Genomic DNA, 17,687 nt, shown 5'->3' with positions numbered 1-17,687 from the left:
AGCGGAAAAAACGCAGTTCGCGCGGGTCTGATGTCTCCCAAACGAGGCTTGTTCTTTGCCCGGAACGCAGGCAGAACAAGCCTCAAGCAAGACCTTTGGGAGCGCCCTTTCGTGGCTGATCAGAAGGCCTCGACCTCGATCGAGGCAGTGGAGAGCGGCCTCGCCGCGCAAGGCTATATCGCGAGCCGGCAGATCGCGACCGCCGTCTATCTGTCGCAACAGATCGAGAAGCCTATTTTGGTCGAAGGCCCCGCGGGCGTCGGCAAGACCGAGCTTGCCAAGGCGATTGCCGCCTGGCGCGGCATGAAGATGATCCGTCTGCAATGCTATGAAGGCCTCGACGAGGCCAAGGCGCTCTACGAGTGGAAGTATGCCAAGCAGCTGCTCTATACGCAGATATTGAAGGACAAGCTCGGCGAAGTCCTGGGCGGTGCGCAAACGCTGCATGCCGCGCTCGACCAGCTCCATGATTTCGGTGACGTGTTCTTCTCCAAGGAATTCGTCGAGCCGCGCCCGCTGCTCCAGGCGCTGGAGCAGCGGGGCGGCTGCGTGCTCCTGATCGACGAGATCGACAAGTCGGACGCGGAGTTCGAATCGCTGCTGCTGGAGATCCTGTCCGACTTTCAGGTCACCATCCCCGAGCTCGGCACCGTCTCGGCGATCACGCCGCCGACCGTGATCCTCACCTCCAACAGCGAGCGCGATCTTGGCGATGCCCTGAAGCGGCGCTGCCTGCATCTGCACATCGGCTTCCCCGAGCAGCGGCTGGAGGAACGCATCGTCGAGAGCCGCGTGCCCGGCATCTCGCAGACGCTGCGCCGGCAGATGGTCGGCTTCATCCACGAGATCCGCTCATTGGATCTGAAAAAGCTGCCTTCGGTCAGCGAGAGCATCGACTGGGCACGCGTGCTGGTGCTGCTCCAGGCTTCGGAGCTCGACACCGAGATCGTCAAGGACACGCTCAACGTGCTCCTGAAATACGAAGCCGACATCGAGGCAGCAGTGCCGCAAGTTACGACCTTCATCGCCAAGGCGGCACGGTCCAACGTCTTCGGTTGACGCCGATGCGCGAGAACCTCCATCGTTTCTTTCGGGCGGCGCGCGGCGCCGGCGTTCATGTCTCGCCCGCCGAAAGCATCGATGCGATGCGCGCGGTCAAGCAGGTCGGTTTCTCCGACCGCGCCATCTTGCGCGACGCCCTGCTGCTGACACTCGCCAAGTCGCAGGACGAAAAACTCGCACTCGGCGACTGTTTCGATCTCTTCTTCAGCCAGCCCGAACCGCGGCAGGATCAGCCCGAGGCGGGCAGCGACGACGCTTCGCAGGATTCAGATCAGTCGTCCTCATCGGACGCGGCCGGCGAAGCTGGTGAAGGTCAGCCCGCCCAGGAACTCGGCCCTCTTGCGCAGATGCTGCTGTCGCAGGATCGCAATGCGATCGCGGCAGCGATCGCCAGTGCCTCCGGTGCTGCCCCGCTGTCCGACATCCGCTATTCCACCCAGCGCGGCATCTTCTCCAGCCGCATCCTGGACGCCATGGGCCTCCAGCGCCTGCGGGACGATTTGGACCAACTGACCGCGACCAACCCGTCGCTGGCCGAGCGTCTGCGCGCCGCGCTCGATGCCTTGCGCGAAGCGGTGCGCGACACGGTCTCGCAGGGGCTCGCGCTCTACGCCCGCGAGGAGGCCGAAAACCTTCGCAACGAGATTCTGCGCAACGCGCCGCTTGCGCGCATCGAGCGGCGCCAGGTCGCCGAGATGCGCGCTCTCATCCGCCAGATCGCACGACGGCTGCGCGAGCGCTACTCGAAGCCGCGCAAGCGCCAGCGCCGCGGCCATCTCGACGTTCGCCGCACGCTCCGCCGCAACGCGGCCTGGGGCGGCGTACCGTTCCTCACCGCATGGAAGCGCAAGCATCGTGACCGGCCCAAGATCGTGGCGCTCTGCGACGTCTCCGGCTCGGTCGCGCAGGTCTCCGACTTCTTCCTGCTGCTGATCCACTCGCTGCACGAGGTGGTCGACGACGTCCGCTCGTTTGCCTTCTCCTCGCATCTGATCGAAGTCAGCGAGATCCTGGAGAACAACTCGCCGGAAGAGGCGATGGCCGAGATCATGTCCAAGGTCGGCTTCGGCTCGTCCGACTATGGCTCCTCGCTGGTCGATTTCGAGAAAGAGTTCATGAGCACGCTGACGCCGCAGACCACGGTGATCGTGCTCGGCGATGCCCGCAGCAACAATCTCGACCCGCGCGCCGACATTCTGCGCCGCATCTCCGAACGGTCGAAGCGACTGGTCTGGCTCAATCCGGAAGGACGGCTCGCCTGGGGCTTTGGCGATTCCGAGATGTCACGCTATGCGACCTTTTGCAGCGTCGTACGGCAATGCGCAACCGCGCAGCAACTCGAGCGCGCGGTATCCGATATCGTGGCCAGTTATCAATAAGCGGCGATCGCACCCGCCTCTATCGTCAGGCGGCGGTCAGCTCGGCGTGAGCAAGATTGCACTCGCGAAAGTGATGCGCGATTTCGTCGACAGCGCGCTGCTTCCACTCTTCCGCCTGCGCGAGCCAGAAAACGCGGCGCTCGAAATCGAGCGCGGCCCGCTCTCGGCACAGGGATTCCTGACTGCGGATTTCGACCAGCCTCTTCATGCACTCCACTCCGGCCTGTGAAGCCATTCCCTGCCAACGAGGCTAACAGAGTCCGGAACGCTCCGTCTCATTGTTTCTGTGCATATTGCGACGCGAAATGAGACAGCAGCACTTCCCGTGCAGCGCGGCAGTTCGCAGCGCAACATCAAGCCAACATCATCAATAAGTGATCGAGGTCCGGAACGATATTCGCGGCGGAGCGATCTTAACTCTTGTGGCGCAACGAAGTGCGGCAATTTATGAAGAGACGTTCCAAACAGCTCACCGAATTCCCGACTCATTGTCGTCGCATGGTTTTCATGCAGCGTCGCTAACAGAGGCGCGCGAACGGTACTATCGCTTGAGGCAACATGAGCAACGACGTCGACTTCGATCTTTCGCCGGAACAATGGGAAGCGCTACGCACACTTCGCAATCCGGCATCAAACGGTCGCCCCTCGAAGGCCTACCTCCTCGAAAGTCTCGTCAAGCTCGGCCTCGTTGTCGTCAATGACGGCTTGCCTGAGATGACGCCCACCGGACGCAAGGTGCTGGTGCGCGGATCATGCCGGCTGCTGGATCTCGTGGCGTAGTGCGAGGACGGCGGCCCCCTCGCCCGAATATTAGTTCTCGCCGAAATCGGAACTAGATGACCCTGGCAGCAAAAGTGCTCGAGGGGGCCTCGCCGACTGATTAACCGACGTTGTGGATCAGTCATCCCACCGGAGGAGCGGCGTTCCATATGCCCTCCTCCAGACAGAGAGGAAGCGGGGAAACCAGGAATGAGCCACGGCGCCCTTATAAGCCCAGGTGCGATATTTCAGACCCTGCTCCGAGATCAGTTCCTGATAGCCGCCATGGACCTCGGTTGCAGTCCGAATGTCATTCAATATTCCCTGGGCGCAGGCCCGGTAGGTGCCGCTCCCCGAGAATTCGTCGAAGTCCAGCATGCGATCCGCAAACTCGACATTGAATGTCGGCCAGGATGAGCGTCCCTGGTAGGCGGGAGCCGCGATCTTGTGGATCATCTTGGTCCGCGGATTATCCGCCGACACCAGGAAATGAAACGTGCTGGGGATGCGGAAGCGCGGCTCCGCAATGATCAAATCCGCCGTGGCCGCGAACAGCGCGCGCTCGCTTTCCTCGTTCAGGTCCCAGAAGCCGTGATGCACGCTGACGAAATCCAGCGCAACCGAGGACGCCGGCGGAGCCGCCGGGCCGTCCAGGGAATGTCTGATGTAGCCATCCTTGCCGAACAGCCGGAGCAGGTCTCTCTTGTGGTGCGCGAGGTCGCGCCCGAGCAGCCGTTTCAGCTCGTTCTCGTCGACGATTCCGAGCTGCACGCCCCACACGAACGTGGTGTAGACGCAGGCATTGGTCACGAAGCGTCGGCGCTCGGCGCGGGTGTCGGTTGCCGCAGAGCGCGGGGCGCGGGCATCGCACAGCAAATATCTGGTGCCGTCAGCCTCGAACGGCTCCAGCTCGCTTGCGAGCTGCAGGATCGCCCGCCTCAGGTCGGCGCTATATTCGGCCAGCAGTAGGCGGCCGGCATGCGCGCATTGCGACATTGCCAGAAAGGACGACGCCCTGTCTTCGGCGGACATCATCTGCTGGAGACCGGCAAGGATACCGAGCAGCGTATCCGAAGGACGCGAGAAATAGTTCACGCCGAGATACCGACCGCGTCCCGCCGGCACGATGGTCGTGGTGACGACGCCAGCGCGAACCGCCTCCAGCAACAGACGCACGCTCTTTTCGAGCAGACGGGCCCGTCGCACCGCGTCCTGCGAATCCATGATGGTTTCAGGATCGAGAACGTCGGGATAGAACCAGGCGAAGTCGCGCGGATAGTACGCGGAAGCGTGCGGCGCCCCCGTGACGAGGAATGCCTCGGTCACCGAAAAGGCGCTGTCCATCGAGTGCCGGTAAAGGTCCGCAATGGCAGTGAACGGATGATGCGATTGCCTCAGGAATTGATCGCCGAGAAAATTCACCGCCTGAAGCGCGTTGGCGACAAAGGTTGCGGTCACGCCCTGATAGAACCGGCTTTCACGATGGCGCGGAAAAGAAATGTTGCTGTTCATATGTCTCGTCGAATTGTGCCTCGTGGTCCCGGCGGAAGGCCGTCACTATTTTAGGCGTGTCTGATTCGTGTCTCTATCCGGTGACTTGCGGGCTCAACTGACCGTCCCGCGGCCTGAAATTCTCGATCACCCGCAGCAGCACCCGCGCGCCGGTGTCGGCATCGGCGAGCTCGACATGCTCGTCAGGATGATGGCTGATCCCGCCGCGGCAGCGGACGAAGATCATGCCGACATCGGCAATGTCGATCATCGCCATACCGTCGTGCCCTGCCCCGCTCGGCAGCTCGAATACGGAAAAACCTTCCGCTCCGATCGCCTTGGCGATCTGCTCCTTGAGCCAGGGCGCACAAGGTGCAGTGCGGTTCTCGTGCGTGACATCGAGCTGAAGCACCAATTGCCGGCGCTTGGCAATCGCCTCGATCTGGCGGACGATGTCGGCGACTGCACGCTTGCGATGCATGTCGGTCGGTGCGCGCATGTCGATGGTGAAGGACACCTCGCCCGGGATGACGTTGGTCGCGCCGGGCCTTGCCTGGATGTATCCGACGGTGCCGACCAGCCCGCCCTCGTCGGTCCGGCAAAACTGCTCGATCGCGCCGATGCATTCGGCGGCGCCGGCAAGTGCGTCGCGCCGAAGCGCCATCGGCACCGTGCCGGCGTGACCGGCCATGCCGGTCAGCCGCGCGGCAAGGCGCGTGGCCCCTGCGATCGCGGTGACGACGCCGACGGGCAGGTTCTGCGCTTCCAGCACCGGCCCCTGCTCGATGTGCAGCTCGAGATAGGCAAGCAGTTCGCGCCGCGCCCGCGCAGCCGCGCCGATATGATCGGGGTCGAGGCCGAACGTGATGAGCGCATCGCGCATCGACAAGCCGTCACGGTCGCGCGTGTTCAGGACGCTCTCCTCGAATGTGCCGGCCACCGCGCGGCTGCCGAGGAGCGTCGAGGCGAAACGTACCCCCTCTTCATCGGCAAAGCCGACGACCTCGATCGCGAACGGCAGGCGCTTGCCGCGGCGGTTGAGGTCTGCGACGCAGGCGATCGCGGTGATCACGCCGAGCGGCCCGTCCCACTTGCCGGCATCGCGCACCGTGTCGTAGTGCGAGCCGAGCATCAGGCAGGGCGCACCCGGCCGCTCGCCTTCGTAGCGGCCACAGACATTGCCGATCGCATCGAGATGCGCGCTCATGCCGGCCTCGCGCATCCAACCCAAGATGAGGTCCGCAGCCTCGCGCAGCTCCTTGCTGAGATAGATGCGGGTGAGCTTGCCAACCTCTTCCGAAATCGCGCCGAGCTCGTTGATGCGGCGCCCGATCTCTTCGCCGAGCGATGTCGTCTGAACGGCGTTCCCAGCAACCATCTCGGCGGGCTTTCCATCTCTCGCGGACCGCAGCAGCGGCGGTTCTGATGACGATCGATACAAGTTCGGTGCCAGCGAAAATCACGCATCCGGCGCCGTCCTAATCCGCACGTGGTTAGCATGAATGCGAGTGGCCGGCCGACCGTCCCGCTCCCCTCATGCACACGCGCGAACCGGTTAAGGCTGCTTAACTCCATTGCATACAATTGGGAGCTACTGCCCATAAATTAATCCGTCGATTCCCTGATCAGGATTCAGGCAACCCACAAATTCCACTATTTTCAATAACTTGCACTCAAATGAACGCTCCGCAGCCTGTGGCACGAAGCTTGCGACACTTGTTCCAAGCTCCGCCAGACCGGCGGTAGCCGCGAGATTGAGGCGGGGCATCCGCCAAGGGGAGCAAGCAATGGATTTTGGCAGGATTTCACGACGGCATTTGTTGCAAAGCGGCGCGGCCCTGACCCTCGGCGCCGCGGCTGGCGTCCGACCGGCCTTCGCAGCCGAGACGACGATCGGCTTCATCTATGTCGGCTCGCGTGACGACTACGGTTACAACCAGGCGCATGCGCAGGGCGCAGCGGCACTGAAGAAGATTCCCGGCCTCAAGGTCGTCGAGGAAGAGAAGGTGCCGGAGACCGACGCGGTCGAGAAGACGATCGAATCCATGATCAATCTCGACGGCGCCAGCCTGCTCTTCCCGACATCGTTCGGCTACTACAATCCGCACATGGTCAAGATGGCCAACAAGTACCCGAAGCTGCGCTTCGAGCATTGCGGCGGCCTGTGGAGCGACAAGGACCCGAAGAACGCCGGCAGCTATTTCGGCTATATCGACGAAGCTCAATACATCTCCGGCATCGTCGCCGGTTACACTTCCAAGAGCGGCAAGCTCGGCTTCGTTGCGGCCAAGCCCATCCCGCAGGTGCTGCGCAACATCAACGCCTTCACGCTCGGGGCCAGGCTCGCCAATCCGAAGGCGACCACGCAAGTCATCTTCACCGGTGACTGGTCGATGCCGGTCAAGGAAGCCGAAGCCACCAACAGCTTGATCGACCAGGGCGTTGACGTGCTCACCTGCCATGTCGACGGCCCCAAGACCATGGTCGAGAACGCGGCGCGCCGCGGCGCTTTCGTCTGCGGCTATCATACCAACCAGTCGCCGCTCGCCCCGAAGGCGTATCTCACCGGCGCGGAGTGGAATTGGGAAGCGCTCTATCCGAAGTTCGTGAAGATGATCGCCGCCGGCGAGAGCATCCCGAACTTCTATCGCGGCGGCCTCAAGGAGGAGATCGTCAAGACATCGCCCTATGGCGAAGCGGTTTCCGCAGAAGCCCGCAAGCATGCCGACGACGTCAAGGCCAAATTCCTCTCGGCTGACGGCTACGCCATCTTCAAGGGCGGGCTGGTCGACAACAAGGGCAAGACGGTGATCGCGGCCGGCACCGATCGCGGCCAGAAGGATCCCGAGCTGGAGAAGATGGACTACCTCGTCGAAGGCGTGATCGGAGCGACTTCGTGACGACGGAAGCTGTGGATTCCACTGATGCGGCCGGGACGATTGCCCCGGCCGCCGATCCCGGCTTTCTCCAGCGCCATGGCGCAACGATTGAATACATTCTTATCCCGGGCGCCGCGCTCGTCGGCGCGCTCGTGGTGTTCGGCATCTTCGTCGCGATGTTCGGCAAGAATCCGCTCGACCTCTATTTCTACATGTACTACGGCGCGTTCGGCACCTGGTTCTCCTGGCAGAACACCCTGACACGTGCGGCGCCGCTGATCCTCACCGCACTCTGCACCGCCTTGCCCGCACAACTCGGCATGGTCATCATCGGCGGCGAAGGCGCGCTCCTGATCGGTGCGCTATCGGCAACCAGCGCCGCACTGGCGCTTCAAGGCATGCCGCCGCTCGCCGTGCAAATTGTCATGGTCATCGCCGGCGTGACCGGCGGAGGCGTGTGGATCATGCTGTCGGGCGGCTTGCGACAGTATCGCGGCGTCAACGAGACCATATCGAGCCTGCTGCTCGTCTACATCGCGCTTGCAATCCTCAACCATCTCGTCGAAGGCGCTATGCGCGATCCCGCGAGCCTCAACAAGCCTTCGACGCGCGAGATCGGCGCCGCCAACATGATAGGCACCATTCCCGGCACCGACGTGCATTGGGGCTTGGTGTTCGGTCTGATCGCCACCATTGCTGCCTACATCCTGATCTATCACACCGTGTTCGGCTTCGCGGCGCGGGTTGCCGGCGGCAACATCCGCGCCGCGAAGATCGTCGGCCTCGGCGTCGACAAGCTGATCCTGACCATTTGCTTTCTCGCCGGCGGCGCCGCAGGCCTTGCCGGCATGGTCGAGGTCGCCGCCGTGCAGGGACGCACCAATGCCAATCTTGCTGCGGGCTACGGCTTCACCGGCATTCTCGTCGCCTTCCTCGCGCGGCAAAATCCGCTCGCCATCATCCCCGTAGCGATCCTCCTCGGCGGCATCAGCGCCAGCGGCGGCCTGCTGCAGAGGCGCCTCGGACTTCCGGATGCGTCCGTGCTGGTGCTCCAGGGCATCATCTTCGTCTTCGTGCTGGCCAGCGATGCGCTCTACGGCCGCATCGGATTCCTGAAGGGAAAATCCTGAGATGGCAGACGGATCGATCGGACTCTGGACCGTCCCGCTCGCTGTGCTCGGCGGCGCCATTCGCGTTTCCACGCCGTTCCTGTTCGTGAGCCTGGGGGAATGCATCACCGAACGCTCCGGCCGCATCAATCTCGGCCTCGAAGGCACGCTGGTGATGGGCGCGATGAGCGCCTACGGTGTCTCGTACCTTTCGGGCTCTCCGTGGCTGGGCGTGCTCGCAGCCGGCATCACCGGCGCGCTGCTGGGCGCGCTGCACGCTGGCATCTGTTCGCTGCCGCGCGTCAACGACGTCGCAGTCGGCATTGCATTGATGCTGTTCGGTACCGGCCTTGCCTTCTATCTCGGCAAGCCGCTGATCGAGCCCACCGCGCCGCGCCTGCCCGCGATCGATTTCGGCTGGTGGAGCGACGTCCCGCAGGTCCGCGCCGCGCTGCGCGTCAACGTGCTCTTCCTGATCGGCGTCGCGCTCGCACCGATCCTGCACTGGGCCTTCCGCACCACGCGCTGGGGCTTGCTCATCCGCACCGCCGGCGAGAGCTCGGATGCCGCGCGCGCGATGGGCCACTCGGTGCTGCTGATCCGCCTGCGCGCCACCATGGTCGGCGGCTTCCTCGCCGGCATCGGCGGCTCGTTCCTGTCGCTGTTCTATCCCGGCAGCTGGAATGAAGGATTGTCCTCGGGGCAGGGCATCACGGCGGTGGCGCTCGTGATCTTCGCGCGCTGGGATCCCCTGCTCTGCCTGTGGGCCTCGCTCGCCTTCGGCGGCGCCGCGGCGCTGGGGCCGGCGCTGCAATCGGTCGGCGTCACCTCCGGCTATCACCTTTTCAATGCCGCGCCCTACATCCTGACGCTGGCGATCATGATCATCACCTGCTCGCCCAAACGCACGCTGACCGGAGCCCCGGCGGAATTGTCGATCACACGCTAGAGAGCAAGATCATGCCCGAGCGACACATCAAGTCCGAGCCCTATGCCTGGCCCTATAACGGCGACCTCCGTCCCGAAAACACCGCGCTCATCATCATAGACATGCAGACCGATTTCTGCGGCGTCGGCGGCTATGTCGACAAGATGGGCTACGACCTCTCGCTGACGCGGGCACCGATCGAGCCGATCAGGAAGCTGCTCGCAATGATGCGCAGCCAAGGCTTCCATATCATCCATACCCGTGAAGGCCACCGCCCCGATCTCTCCGATCTTCCCGCCAACAAGCGCTGGCGCTCGCGCCAGATCGGCGCCGGCATCGGCGATCCCGGCCCCTGCGGCCGCATCCTGGTGCGCGGCGAGCCCGGCTGGGACATCATCCCGGAGCTGGCGCCGCTGCCGGGCGAGCCGATTATCGACAAGCCGGGCAAGGGCTCGTTCTGCGCCACCGACCTGGAGCTGATCCTGCGGGTGCGCGGCATCGAGAACATCGTGCTCACGGGCATCACCACCGACGTCTGCGTTCACACCACCATGCGCGAGGCCAACGACCGTGGCTTCGAATGCGTGTTGCTGCACGATTGCTGTGGCGCGACCGACAAGAGCAACCACGACCACGCGCTAAAGATGATCAAGATGCAAGGCGGCGTGTTCGGCGCGGTCTCGACGTCGGACGCCTTCATCGGAGCGATTTCGTGATCATCGGCGAAACGCCACCGCCCTCCGGCGCCTTCGGCGTCGATGCCGTCGCCATGACCATGCGCTTCGGCGATTTCCTGGCGCTGGACAATGTCGAGCTGAAGGTGCGGCCGGGCTCGTTCCACGCGCTGCTCGGCGAGAACGGCGCCGGCAAATCGACCCTCGTCAAATGCATCATGGGCTATTACCACGCGACCGAAGGCGACATCCTCGTCGGCGGGCGCGAGCAGGCGATCGGCAATCCGAAGGACGCTCACGCGCTCGGGCTCGGCATGGTCTACCAGCATTTTACGCTGGTGCCGGCGATGACGGTCGCGGAAAACCTCGTGCTGGCCCGCGACGATGTGCCGGCGGTGGTGAACTGGCCGAAGGAGATGAAGGAGCTCGAGGCGTTTCTGAGCCGCATGCCCTTCAAGGTGCCGCTCGGCGCCAAAGTCTCGGACATCTCTGCCGGCGAACGCCAAAAGTGCGAGATCCTCAAGCAGCTCTACCTGAAGCGTCGCTTCCTGATCCTGGACGAGCCGACCTCGGTGCTGACGCCGGCGGAAGCCGACGAGGTGCTCGGCATGCTCCGCGATATGGTCGTCAGGGGTGAGCTGACGATCCTGATGATCACGCACAAGTTCCGCGAGGTCATGGCGTTCGCCGACGACGTCACGATCCTGCGCCGCGGCAAGCTGGCGGGTCATGGCAACGTGGCCGAGCTCACGCCGGACGCGATGGCTCGCACCATGATCGGCGCCGAGGAATTGACGGTGCAGCCGCCGCGCACCGGTAAGGCTGGCCAAGCCAGGCTCGAGCTGCAAAAGCTCCGTGCGATCGACGATGCCGGCGCAGTCGCCGTACATGACGTTTCGCTCACCGTGCGGGCCGGCGAGATCGTCGGCATCGCCGGTGTCTCCGGCAACGGCCAGCGCCAGCTGGTCGAGGTGCTGGCCGGCCAGCGCGAGGCCGAAAGCGGCGAGATCCGTGTTGCCGGCGATCCCTACCGCGCCAGCCGCGAGGAGATGCGGCGCCACAAGATGTCGCTCCTTCCCGAGGAGCCGTTGAAGAACGCCTGCGTCGGCGGCATGAGCGTCGCCGACAACATCGCCTTCCGCGAATTCGACCGTGCGCCCTTCGCCCGTGGCGGCTGGTGGCTCAATCGCGGCGCCTTTCGAGACGACGCCAGGACGAAGATTGCGCAATACAAGATCAAGACCCGCACGCCGGATACGCCGATCTCGGCGCTGTCCGGCGGCAACGTGCAACGTGCCGTGCTCGCCCGCGAGCTTGCCGGCGACGTCGAGGTGCTGATCGCGGCCAATCCCTGTTTCGGCCTCGACTTCGCAGCGGTGGCGCAGATCCACGCCGAGATCATGGCCGCCCGCAACCGCGGCGCCGCCGTGCTGCTCGTCAGCGAGGATCTCGACGAATTGCTCGAACTGTCCGATCGGCTGGTGGTGATGTTCCACGGCGAATTCGTGTATGAAGCACGGACCAGCGAGGCCGACCTCACCGTGGTCGGCCGGCACATGGCGGGGCACTGACCAGGGAGCAGCGATGAGCGGCGCATCCGAGCAGGACGAGCACTTCCTCCGCCTCTCCTTGGCGATCGCCCGCCGCTCCCTCACCCATGGCAATCATCCCTTCGGCTGCATCGTCGTCGATGCGGATGGCAACGTGCTGATTGAGACCGAGAACGGCTACATGCCGGATCACGACGGCACCGCGCATGCCGAACGTCTCGCGGCCACGCAGGCCTGCCGCACGCTCAGTCGCGAAGTGCTGGCGAAGGCGACGCTCTATTCCTCCGCCGAGCCCTGCGCGATGTGCGCCGGCGCGATCTACTGGGCCGGCATCGGCCGCGTGGTCTACGGTCTCAGCGAGCACCGCCTGCGCGGCGTCACCGGCAACCATCCGGAGAATCCAACGCTCGACCTGCCCTGCCGCGAGGTCTTTGCCAGCGGGCAGCGGCCGACCGAGGTGCTCGGGCCGTTGCTGGAGGATGAAGCCGAAGCGTTGCACGAGGGCGCGTGGACAAAGTAGCAGCACATCCAAAAGGAGATAACGCCGCGGAGGTTTGACGCGGCGCCATCGTCTTTCACCTGCAGAAGGTCAGGTGGTTAGAACTTCACGGTGATACCGGAATAGAGCGAGGACTCGGTGCAGGAGCCGGTGCTCACCGTCCGGCCACCGACGGCCGTGGTACAGCCGACGGCAAGGTTGTGATCGAGGCCGAACTTGTTCTGCCAGTAGCGGTAGGCCACCCAGACGTCCACGAAGTGGGAGTACTTGTCACCCCAGGCCGCCTTCGAGGCATCGAAGGTCAGACGGATGGGTTCCGAGTTCAACTCGACCGCCGTGTTGTAGACGCCATTCGCCGGGCTGTAGGGAAGCGGCTCGGTGTCGGTGCCCTTCTTGCCGTACCAGCCAGCGCGGCCGCTGATCGAGAAGTACTGCATGTTCGGCGGCAGGAAGCCGAGGTCCATGTAGTAGTTGACTTCGACAGCCCAGGTTGGCTTGAACGACGTGTTGCCGTCCGCGAGACACGTCACTCCGGGAACGCCCGGACCGAACAGCCCGCACTGGCTGAAGGAATTGTGGTTGGCGAACTCCCAATCGACCAGCGGCGCGACGTTGATGTAGCCCTTGTAGGGCAGGTCGAACGCAAACTGCAGGCCGCCGACGACGTCGCGCTTGGCGGCGCCGAAATACCTGTTCTCGGTATTGGCATCCATGCCGACTTCAAACGAAATGTTGTGCAGCGGCCCCGCGGTGAAAGCCTTGGTGTTGAAGAGCTCGTTCCAGCCGAAGGTCGAGCGGAACAGACCATAGATTTCGGTCGCACCGGCGCAGGATGCCGGCGCGCCGAAGATCGTGCCAGCGCTGGTGCAGGGCCCCGCCGGGTCATTGTGATCCGACTTGAACATGGAGATGGTGAAGAAGTTCGTGCCGTATGCCCAGAGGTCGAAATGGGTGAACGAATAGACCTGCTTGGTGGTCTTGCTGTTGATCGATCCATCCGGCCGGAATGACCACGCGCCCGGCTGCGAAGCGTTGAAGATGTACGAGAACGTGACGCGGTTATCTATGACCAGGAAGAACGGAAGGTCCGGCGCCTTCTTGACCGCCTTGACCGGCAGATCCGCCGCTTGAGCCAGGCCACCGGTGGCCAGCGTAGCAAGTGACAGCGCCGCTGCTGCCATTGCCGTGTAACGAAACAACATCCTGAATACCCCCAAGTTTGGACACGTAAAAATGAACGTCCCCTGGGTGCGACACTTGCGCCGATCTCCCGGAGTGAGAAGCCTCAACTTTTCACACGGCGTGCCGCTTGTTTCGGCAGCACGCGACGAGTCATGGAGGAGATTGCACAGTGCCCGCGCGCAGTGAGCACGAGAGGCAAGGGATCGCTATTGCCGAACATTCCCGATTGTTTTTATTCGGATTTTCTGATCACGCCCCGATGCGACGCCGAGTTGGAGCGGCCGTCGCGATCGCTGCGCTGCAAGCGAAGGACGGACCGGCGCATGATTGCTCAACATGGCGTCAAGCCTGCACAGCGGGTTCCGATTTGGTTTGAACCGTCACAAATTTGCAACAGGCGCGAACTCGATGCAGCGATTGCCTCCGCTGTCCGTGTTTGCGCACGAAAGCGTGGAACGACTCAACCGGCACCGCCGCACCTGCCGCAGCGTTGAGCAAGGGATGACGCTTTTTCACATCTTACGCGGCGGCTCAAACTAGCTCACAATTGAGGCACTTCATCCATGCCAGCGCATCAGCGAATGTTAGATCAGACGCCTAACGGCCTGCATTCCGGCGAGCCCCCTCTGCTTCAGGCGATCGGGCTCACCAAGCGCTATGGTGATTTCCTCGCCAACGAGGCCATCGACATCGAGATCCGGCCGAGGGAAATCCACGCGCTGCTCGGCGAGAACGGCGCCGGCAAGTCGACACTGGTCAAGGCGGTCTACGGATTGATCCAGCCCAGCGCCGGCGAGATTCGCTGGCAGGGCGAACGACTAGTGCTGTCCGGTCCCTCGGACGCGCGCAGGTGCGGCATCGGCATGGTGTTCCAGCATTTCTCGCTGTTCGACAATCTCACCGTCGCCGAGAACGTCGCGCTCGGCCTCGACGGGCAGGAATCCTTCAAGGACATGTCGGCGCGACTGGAGCGGGTCTCGAAGACCTACGGACTGCCGCTCGATCCCCGGCGCGAGGTCTGGCAATTGTCGGTCGGCGAGCGCCAACGGATCGAGATCGTCCGCGCGCTGATGCAGGATCCGAAATTCCTGATCCTGGACGAACCCACCGCAGTGCTGACGCCTCAGGAAGCCGACCAGCTTTTCATCGTGCTGGAGCGGCTCAAGGCCGAAGGTCGCGCCATCCTCTACATCAGCCACAAGTTAGAGGAAGTGAAGCGGCTCTGCGACACCGCAACGATCCTGCGCGGCGGCAGGAAGGTCGAAACCTGCAATCCCCGGCGCGAGACCGCCGCCTCGCTCGCGCGCATGATGGTCGGGGCTGAGATCAAGCAAGTGAAGGCCGCATCCGGCCGCAAGACCACCGTGCCGCGGCTCGTCGTCAACGATCTCTCGCTCTCTCCAAGCGAAGCGCATGGCGTACGTCTCGAGCACATTTCGTTCGAGCTGAAGGGCGGCGAGATCTTGGGCATCGCCGGCGTCGCCGGCAACGGCCAGGACGAGCTGTTCGCCGCACTCTCCGGCGAGCGCCTGTCGAAGGACCCCGGCACCGTCGTAATCGAGGGCATCGCCGCCGGCCACCTCTCGATCACGCAGCGGCGCAAGCTCGGCGCCGCCTTCGTGCCCGAGGAGCGTCTCGGCCACGGCACCGCGCCGCGCATGAAGCTGTCGGAGAACGCGCTGCTCACCGGGCATGCCGCCAGCGGTATGGTCCGTCACGGCTTCATCGACACCGCGGCAACGCTGAAGACGGTCGACCGCGCGACCGAAACGTTTGACGTCCGCAAGGCCAGACGCGATCCGGAAGCAGCATCCCTTTCCGGCGGCAATCTGCAGAAATTCATCGTCGGACGCGAGATCCTGCGCAATCCGGCGGTGCTGGTGGTGAGCCAGCCGACCTGGGGCGTCGATGCCGGCGCTGCCGCCGTGATCCGCCAGGCGCTGCTTGATCTCGCAACCGCTGGCGCCGCCGTGCTCGTGACCAGCCAGGATCTCGACGAGCTCACGGAGATCGCCGACCGCATCGCCGTGATGTTTCACGGCCGGCTGTCGGCTCCGCTTGCCGCCAGCGAAGCGAGCCGCGAAAAGCTCGGCCTTCTGATGGGCGGCAGCAGCCTGGAGCCGAAGGAGGTCACGCATGCAGTTGGTGCTTGAGAAGCGCGCCGAACGCTCCAATACGATCGCGCTGATCTCGCCACTGATCGCGATCGGCCTCACCATCGTGACCATGGTCATTCTGTTCGCGATCCTCGGCAAGAATCCGCTGCTCGCTTTGCATGCCTATTTCATCGCGCCGCTAACCGACGGCTATTCGCTTCAGGAGATCGCGGTGAAGGCCACGCCGCTGGTGATGATCGCGATCGGGCTGTCGCTCTGCTATCTCGCCAATGCCTGGAACATCGGCGCCGAGGGACAATTCCTGATCGGCGCGGTCGCCGGAAGCTGGATTGCGGTGAAGACGCAGGGCACCGATGCCGGCGGCTGGGTGCTGCCGGCCATGCTCGTGCTCGCCGCGGCCGCAGGCGCCCTCTATGCGCTCATCCCAGCGATCTGCAAGGTGAAGTTCGGCGCCAGCGAGATCCTGACCAGCCTAATGCTGGTCTATGTCGCCGACCTTTTCCTCGACTATCTCGTGCGCGGCCCCTGGCGCGATCCGCACGGATTCGACTTCCCGACCACGGCCGAGTTCGATCCGGTGGCGACGGTGCCGCTGCTGATCGAGGGCGGCCGGCTGCATCTCGGCTCGATCATCTCCCTGCTCGTCGTCGCAGCGGCAGCGATCCTGCTCGCACGCACCATCAAGGGCTTTGAGATCCGCGTGGTTGGAGCCGCGCCGCGTGCCGCCCGGTTCGGCGGCTTCAATGCCGACCAGCTCATCATCCTCACCTTCGCGATCTCTGGTGCGCTGGCGGGCCTCGCCGGCATCATCGAGGTCGCAGGACCCGTTGGGCATCTCCAGCCCGGCATCTCGCCGGGTTACGGCTTCACCGCGATCATTGTGGCCTTCCTTGGCCGGCTGAACCCGCTTGGAATATTAATTGCAGGCCTTTTCCTCGCATTGACCTTTATCGGCGGCGAGCAGGCACAGATCGCAATGAAGATCCCATTGGACGTCACCAAGGTCTTCCAGGGCATTTTGTTGTTCTACGTGCTCGCCTGCAATTCCCTCATCCTCTACCGCTTCAAGCTGATCTTCGCGAACCGACAGGTGACCCGTGGAGCTGGTTGAGGCCATCATCCTGGCGGTGCTCGCCGCGTCGACGCCGCTGCTGATCGCGGCGACCGGCGAGCTCGTGACCGAGCGTTCCGGCGTGCTCAATCTCGGCGTCGAGGGCATGATGATCGTTGGCGCGGCCTGCGGCTTTGCCGGCGCCTGGTTGACCGGCTCGATCTTCATTGGAGCGCTGTTCGGCATTGTGGCGGGCACGTTGATGTCGCTCATCTTCGCGCTGATGACGCTCGGGCTCGCCGTCAACCAAGTCGCAACGGGTCTCGCGCTGACCATCCTCGGCGTCGGACTTCTCCGGCCTGATCGGCGCCGGCTTCGTCGGCGAGCGCATCACGCCGGCAGTGCACCTCACCATTCCCGGCCTTACGGATGTCCCCCTGATCGGCCGGGTGCTGTTCGGCGAGGACGCCTTTGTCTATTTCTCGGTCGCACTCATCGTTGGCGTCTGGTGGTTCCTGTACCGCTCGCGCGCGGGATTGATCCTGCGCGCCTGCGGCGACAATCATGTCTCCGCGCATGCACTCGGCTATCCCGTGCTGCGCATCCGCACCTTCGCCGTGATGTTCGGCGGCGCCTGCGCAGGGCTGGCGGGCGCTTATCTGCCGCTCGCCTATACGCCGTTCTTCATTCCCGGCATGACCGCAGGCCGCGGCTGGATCGCGCTGGCGCTGGTGGTGTTCTCGTCCTGGCGGCCGGGCCGGCTCGTCGTCGGCGCTTACCTCTTCGGCGCGGTGACGATCCTGCAACTGCATGCGCAGGGCTGGGGCGTCGGCATCCCCTCGCAGTTCATGTCGGCGCTGCCGTACCTTGCAACCGTCATCGTCCTGGTCCTGCTCTCCCGTGCGCGCACTGGCGGCTCGACCGCGCCGGCCGCGCTCGGCAGCGTGTTCGTGCCTGACCGCTGAGTTTTTCATTTCCGCAGCGTGCGCGATGGGGCGCGCGCGTTG

At 64.0% G+C, this 17,687-nt stretch carries 15 protein-coding genes and 1 pseudogene; 12 read left to right on the top strand and 4 right to left on the bottom strand.

Annotation, left to right across the window (positions count from 1 at the left end):
• Positions 1 to 111: 111 nt before the first annotated feature.
• The gene (locus tag ACSKB8_RS23020; RefSeq protein WP_438106568.1) at positions 112 to 1,059 is read left to right on the top strand and encodes an AAA family ATPase; all 948 of its coding nucleotides are present in this window, start codon (positions 112 to 114) and stop codon (positions 1,057 to 1,059) included.
• Positions 1,060 to 1,064: 5 nt separating this feature from the next.
• Entirely contained in the window at positions 1,065 to 2,441 is a 1,377-nt protein-coding gene (locus tag ACSKB8_RS23015) for a vWA domain-containing protein (protein ID WP_438106566.1), read from the top strand.
• A 25-nt stretch (positions 2,442 to 2,466) separates the two neighbouring features.
• Here the strand turns inward: ACSKB8_RS23015 and ACSKB8_RS23010 are convergent, their stop codons facing one another.
• Positions 2,467 to 2,649: a hypothetical protein gene (locus ACSKB8_RS23010; protein WP_091897150.1), complete on the bottom strand. Its 183-nt coding sequence runs from the start codon at positions 2,647 to 2,649 to the stop codon at positions 2,467 to 2,469.
• Positions 2,650 to 2,999: 350 nt separating this feature from the next.
• Here ACSKB8_RS23010 and ACSKB8_RS23005 point away from each other — a divergent pair, with 350 nt between their 5' ends.
• Positions 3,000 to 3,221 carry a hypothetical protein gene (locus tag ACSKB8_RS23005; RefSeq protein WP_438106564.1) on the top strand — a complete coding sequence of 74 codons (222 nt, stop codon included), beginning with the start codon at positions 3,000 to 3,002 and terminating at the stop codon, positions 3,219 to 3,221.
• 117 nt (positions 3,222 to 3,338) lie between these two features.
• Here the strand turns inward: ACSKB8_RS23005 and ACSKB8_RS23000 are convergent, their stop codons facing one another.
• Positions 3,339 to 4,712 carry a hypothetical protein gene (locus ACSKB8_RS23000; protein WP_438106562.1) on the bottom strand — a complete coding sequence of 458 codons (1,374 nt, stop codon included), beginning with the start codon at positions 4,710 to 4,712 and terminating at the stop codon, positions 3,339 to 3,341.
• Between the two features lie 73 nt (positions 4,713 to 4,785).
• Entirely contained in the window at positions 4,786 to 6,069 is a 1,284-nt protein-coding gene (locus tag ACSKB8_RS22995) for an allantoate amidohydrolase (protein WP_438106561.1), read from the bottom strand.
• A gap of 409 nt (positions 6,070 to 6,478) precedes the next feature.
• Between ACSKB8_RS22995 and ACSKB8_RS22990 the strand changes: the two genes are divergently transcribed.
• Genes ACSKB8_RS22990 through ACSKB8_RS22965 form a run of 6 tightly spaced genes read left to right on the top strand, consistent with a single transcriptional unit; the run spans position 6,479 to position 12,351 of the window.
• Positions 6,479 to 7,591: a BMP family ABC transporter substrate-binding protein gene (locus tag ACSKB8_RS22990; protein ID WP_438106559.1), complete on the top strand. Its 1,113-nt coding sequence runs from the start codon at positions 6,479 to 6,481 to the stop codon at positions 7,589 to 7,591.
• Entirely contained in the window at positions 7,588 to 8,700 is a 1,113-nt protein-coding gene (locus tag ACSKB8_RS22985; protein ID WP_438106557.1) for an ABC transporter permease, read from the top strand. Before ACSKB8_RS22990 ends, ACSKB8_RS22985 begins: the two co-directional genes overlap by 4 nt.
• Position 8,701: 1 nt before the next feature.
• The gene (locus ACSKB8_RS22980) at positions 8,702 to 9,628 is read left to right on the top strand and encodes an ABC transporter permease (protein WP_438106555.1); all 927 of its coding nucleotides are present in this window, start codon (positions 8,702 to 8,704) and stop codon (positions 9,626 to 9,628) included.
• 11 nt (positions 9,629 to 9,639) lie between these two features.
• Positions 9,640 to 10,323 carry a biuret amidohydrolase gene (gene biuH / locus ACSKB8_RS22975; protein ID WP_370989769.1) on the top strand — a complete coding sequence of 228 codons (684 nt, stop codon included), beginning with the start codon at positions 9,640 to 9,642 and terminating at the stop codon, positions 10,321 to 10,323.
• Positions 10,320 to 11,852 carry an ABC transporter ATP-binding protein gene (locus ACSKB8_RS22970; RefSeq protein ID WP_438106553.1) on the top strand — a complete coding sequence of 511 codons (1,533 nt, stop codon included), beginning with the start codon at positions 10,320 to 10,322 and terminating at the stop codon, positions 11,850 to 11,852. Before biuH ends, ACSKB8_RS22970 begins: the two co-directional genes overlap by 4 nt.
• A gap of 13 nt (positions 11,853 to 11,865) precedes the next feature.
• Positions 11,866 to 12,351, top strand: coding sequence for a nucleoside deaminase (locus ACSKB8_RS22965; protein WP_438106551.1), 486 nt, complete (start codon positions 11,866 to 11,868; stop codon positions 12,349 to 12,351).
• A gap of 77 nt (positions 12,352 to 12,428) precedes the next feature.
• On the opposite strand, the gene ACSKB8_RS22960 is transcribed toward ACSKB8_RS22965, so the two are convergent.
• Positions 12,429 to 13,532, bottom strand: coding sequence for a hypothetical protein (locus ACSKB8_RS22960; RefSeq protein ID WP_438106549.1), 1,104 nt, complete (start codon positions 13,530 to 13,532; stop codon positions 12,429 to 12,431).
• A 561-nt stretch (positions 13,533 to 14,093) separates the two neighbouring features.
• On the opposite strand from ACSKB8_RS22960, the gene ACSKB8_RS22955 reads away from it, so the two are divergent.
• The 3 genes and pseudogenes from ACSKB8_RS22955 (at position 14,094) to ACSKB8_RS22945 (ending at position 17,645) form a co-directional block, all read left to right on the top strand.
• Positions 14,094 to 15,665, top strand: a complete 1,572-nt coding sequence (locus ACSKB8_RS22955) for an ABC transporter ATP-binding protein (protein WP_438106547.1) — start codon at positions 14,094 to 14,096, stop codon at positions 15,663 to 15,665.
• The gene (locus tag ACSKB8_RS22950) at positions 15,649 to 16,740 is read left to right on the top strand and encodes an ABC transporter permease (protein ID WP_438106545.1); all 1,092 of its coding nucleotides are present in this window, start codon (positions 15,649 to 15,651) and stop codon (positions 16,738 to 16,740) included. Before ACSKB8_RS22955 ends, ACSKB8_RS22950 begins: the two co-directional genes overlap by 17 nt.
• A pseudogene (locus ACSKB8_RS22945) lies at positions 16,727 to 17,645 on the top strand (ABC transporter permease). Before ACSKB8_RS22950 ends, ACSKB8_RS22945 begins: the two are co-directional and overlap by 14 nt.
• Positions 17,646 to 17,687: the final 42 nt, after the last annotated feature.

Source organism: Bradyrhizobium sp. BR 1432 (assembly GCF_051547705.1).
Classification (GTDB): Bacteria; Pseudomonadota; Alphaproteobacteria; order Rhizobiales; family Xanthobacteraceae; genus Bradyrhizobium; species Bradyrhizobium zhanjiangense.
The sequence above is the reverse complement of the archived record's forward strand: the minus strand, read 5'-3'. Positions and strand labels throughout refer to the sequence as shown.

Bases quoted from the DNA above. Each gene is read 5' to 3' on its own strand.
- ACSKB8_RS23015 (WP_438106566.1), top strand. From the start codon at position 1,065: ATGCGCGAGAACCTCCATCGTTTCTTTCGGGCGGCGCGCGGCGCCGGC.
- ACSKB8_RS23010 (WP_091897150.1), bottom strand. From the start codon at position 2,649: ATGAAGAGGCTGGTCGAAATCCGCAGTCAGGAATCCCTGTGCCGAGAG.
- ACSKB8_RS23005 (WP_438106564.1), top strand. From the start codon at position 3,000: ATGAGCAACGACGTCGACTTCGATCTTTCGCCGGAACAATGGGAAGCG.
- ACSKB8_RS23000 (WP_438106562.1), bottom strand. From the start codon at position 4,712: ATGAACAGCAACATTTCTTTTCCGCGCCATCGTGAAAGCCGGTTCTAT.
- ACSKB8_RS22995 (WP_438106561.1), bottom strand. From the start codon at position 6,069: ATGGTTGCTGGGAACGCCGTTCAGACGACATCGCTCGGCGAAGAGATC.
- ACSKB8_RS22990 (WP_438106559.1), top strand. From the start codon at position 6,479: ATGGATTTTGGCAGGATTTCACGACGGCATTTGTTGCAAAGCGGCGCG.
- ACSKB8_RS22980 (WP_438106555.1), top strand. From the start codon at position 8,702: ATGGCAGACGGATCGATCGGACTCTGGACCGTCCCGCTCGCTGTGCTC.
- biuH (WP_370989769.1), top strand. From the start codon at position 9,640: ATGCCCGAGCGACACATCAAGTCCGAGCCCTATGCCTGGCCCTATAAC.
- ACSKB8_RS22965 (WP_438106551.1), top strand. From the start codon at position 11,866: ATGAGCGGCGCATCCGAGCAGGACGAGCACTTCCTCCGCCTCTCCTTG.
- ACSKB8_RS22960 (WP_438106549.1), bottom strand. From the start codon at position 13,532: ATGTTGTTTCGTTACACGGCAATGGCAGCAGCGGCGCTGTCACTTGCT.
- ACSKB8_RS22955 (WP_438106547.1), top strand. From the start codon at position 14,094: ATGTTAGATCAGACGCCTAACGGCCTGCATTCCGGCGAGCCCCCTCTG.
- ACSKB8_RS22950 (WP_438106545.1), top strand. From the start codon at position 15,649: ATGCAGTTGGTGCTTGAGAAGCGCGCCGAACGCTCCAATACGATCGCG.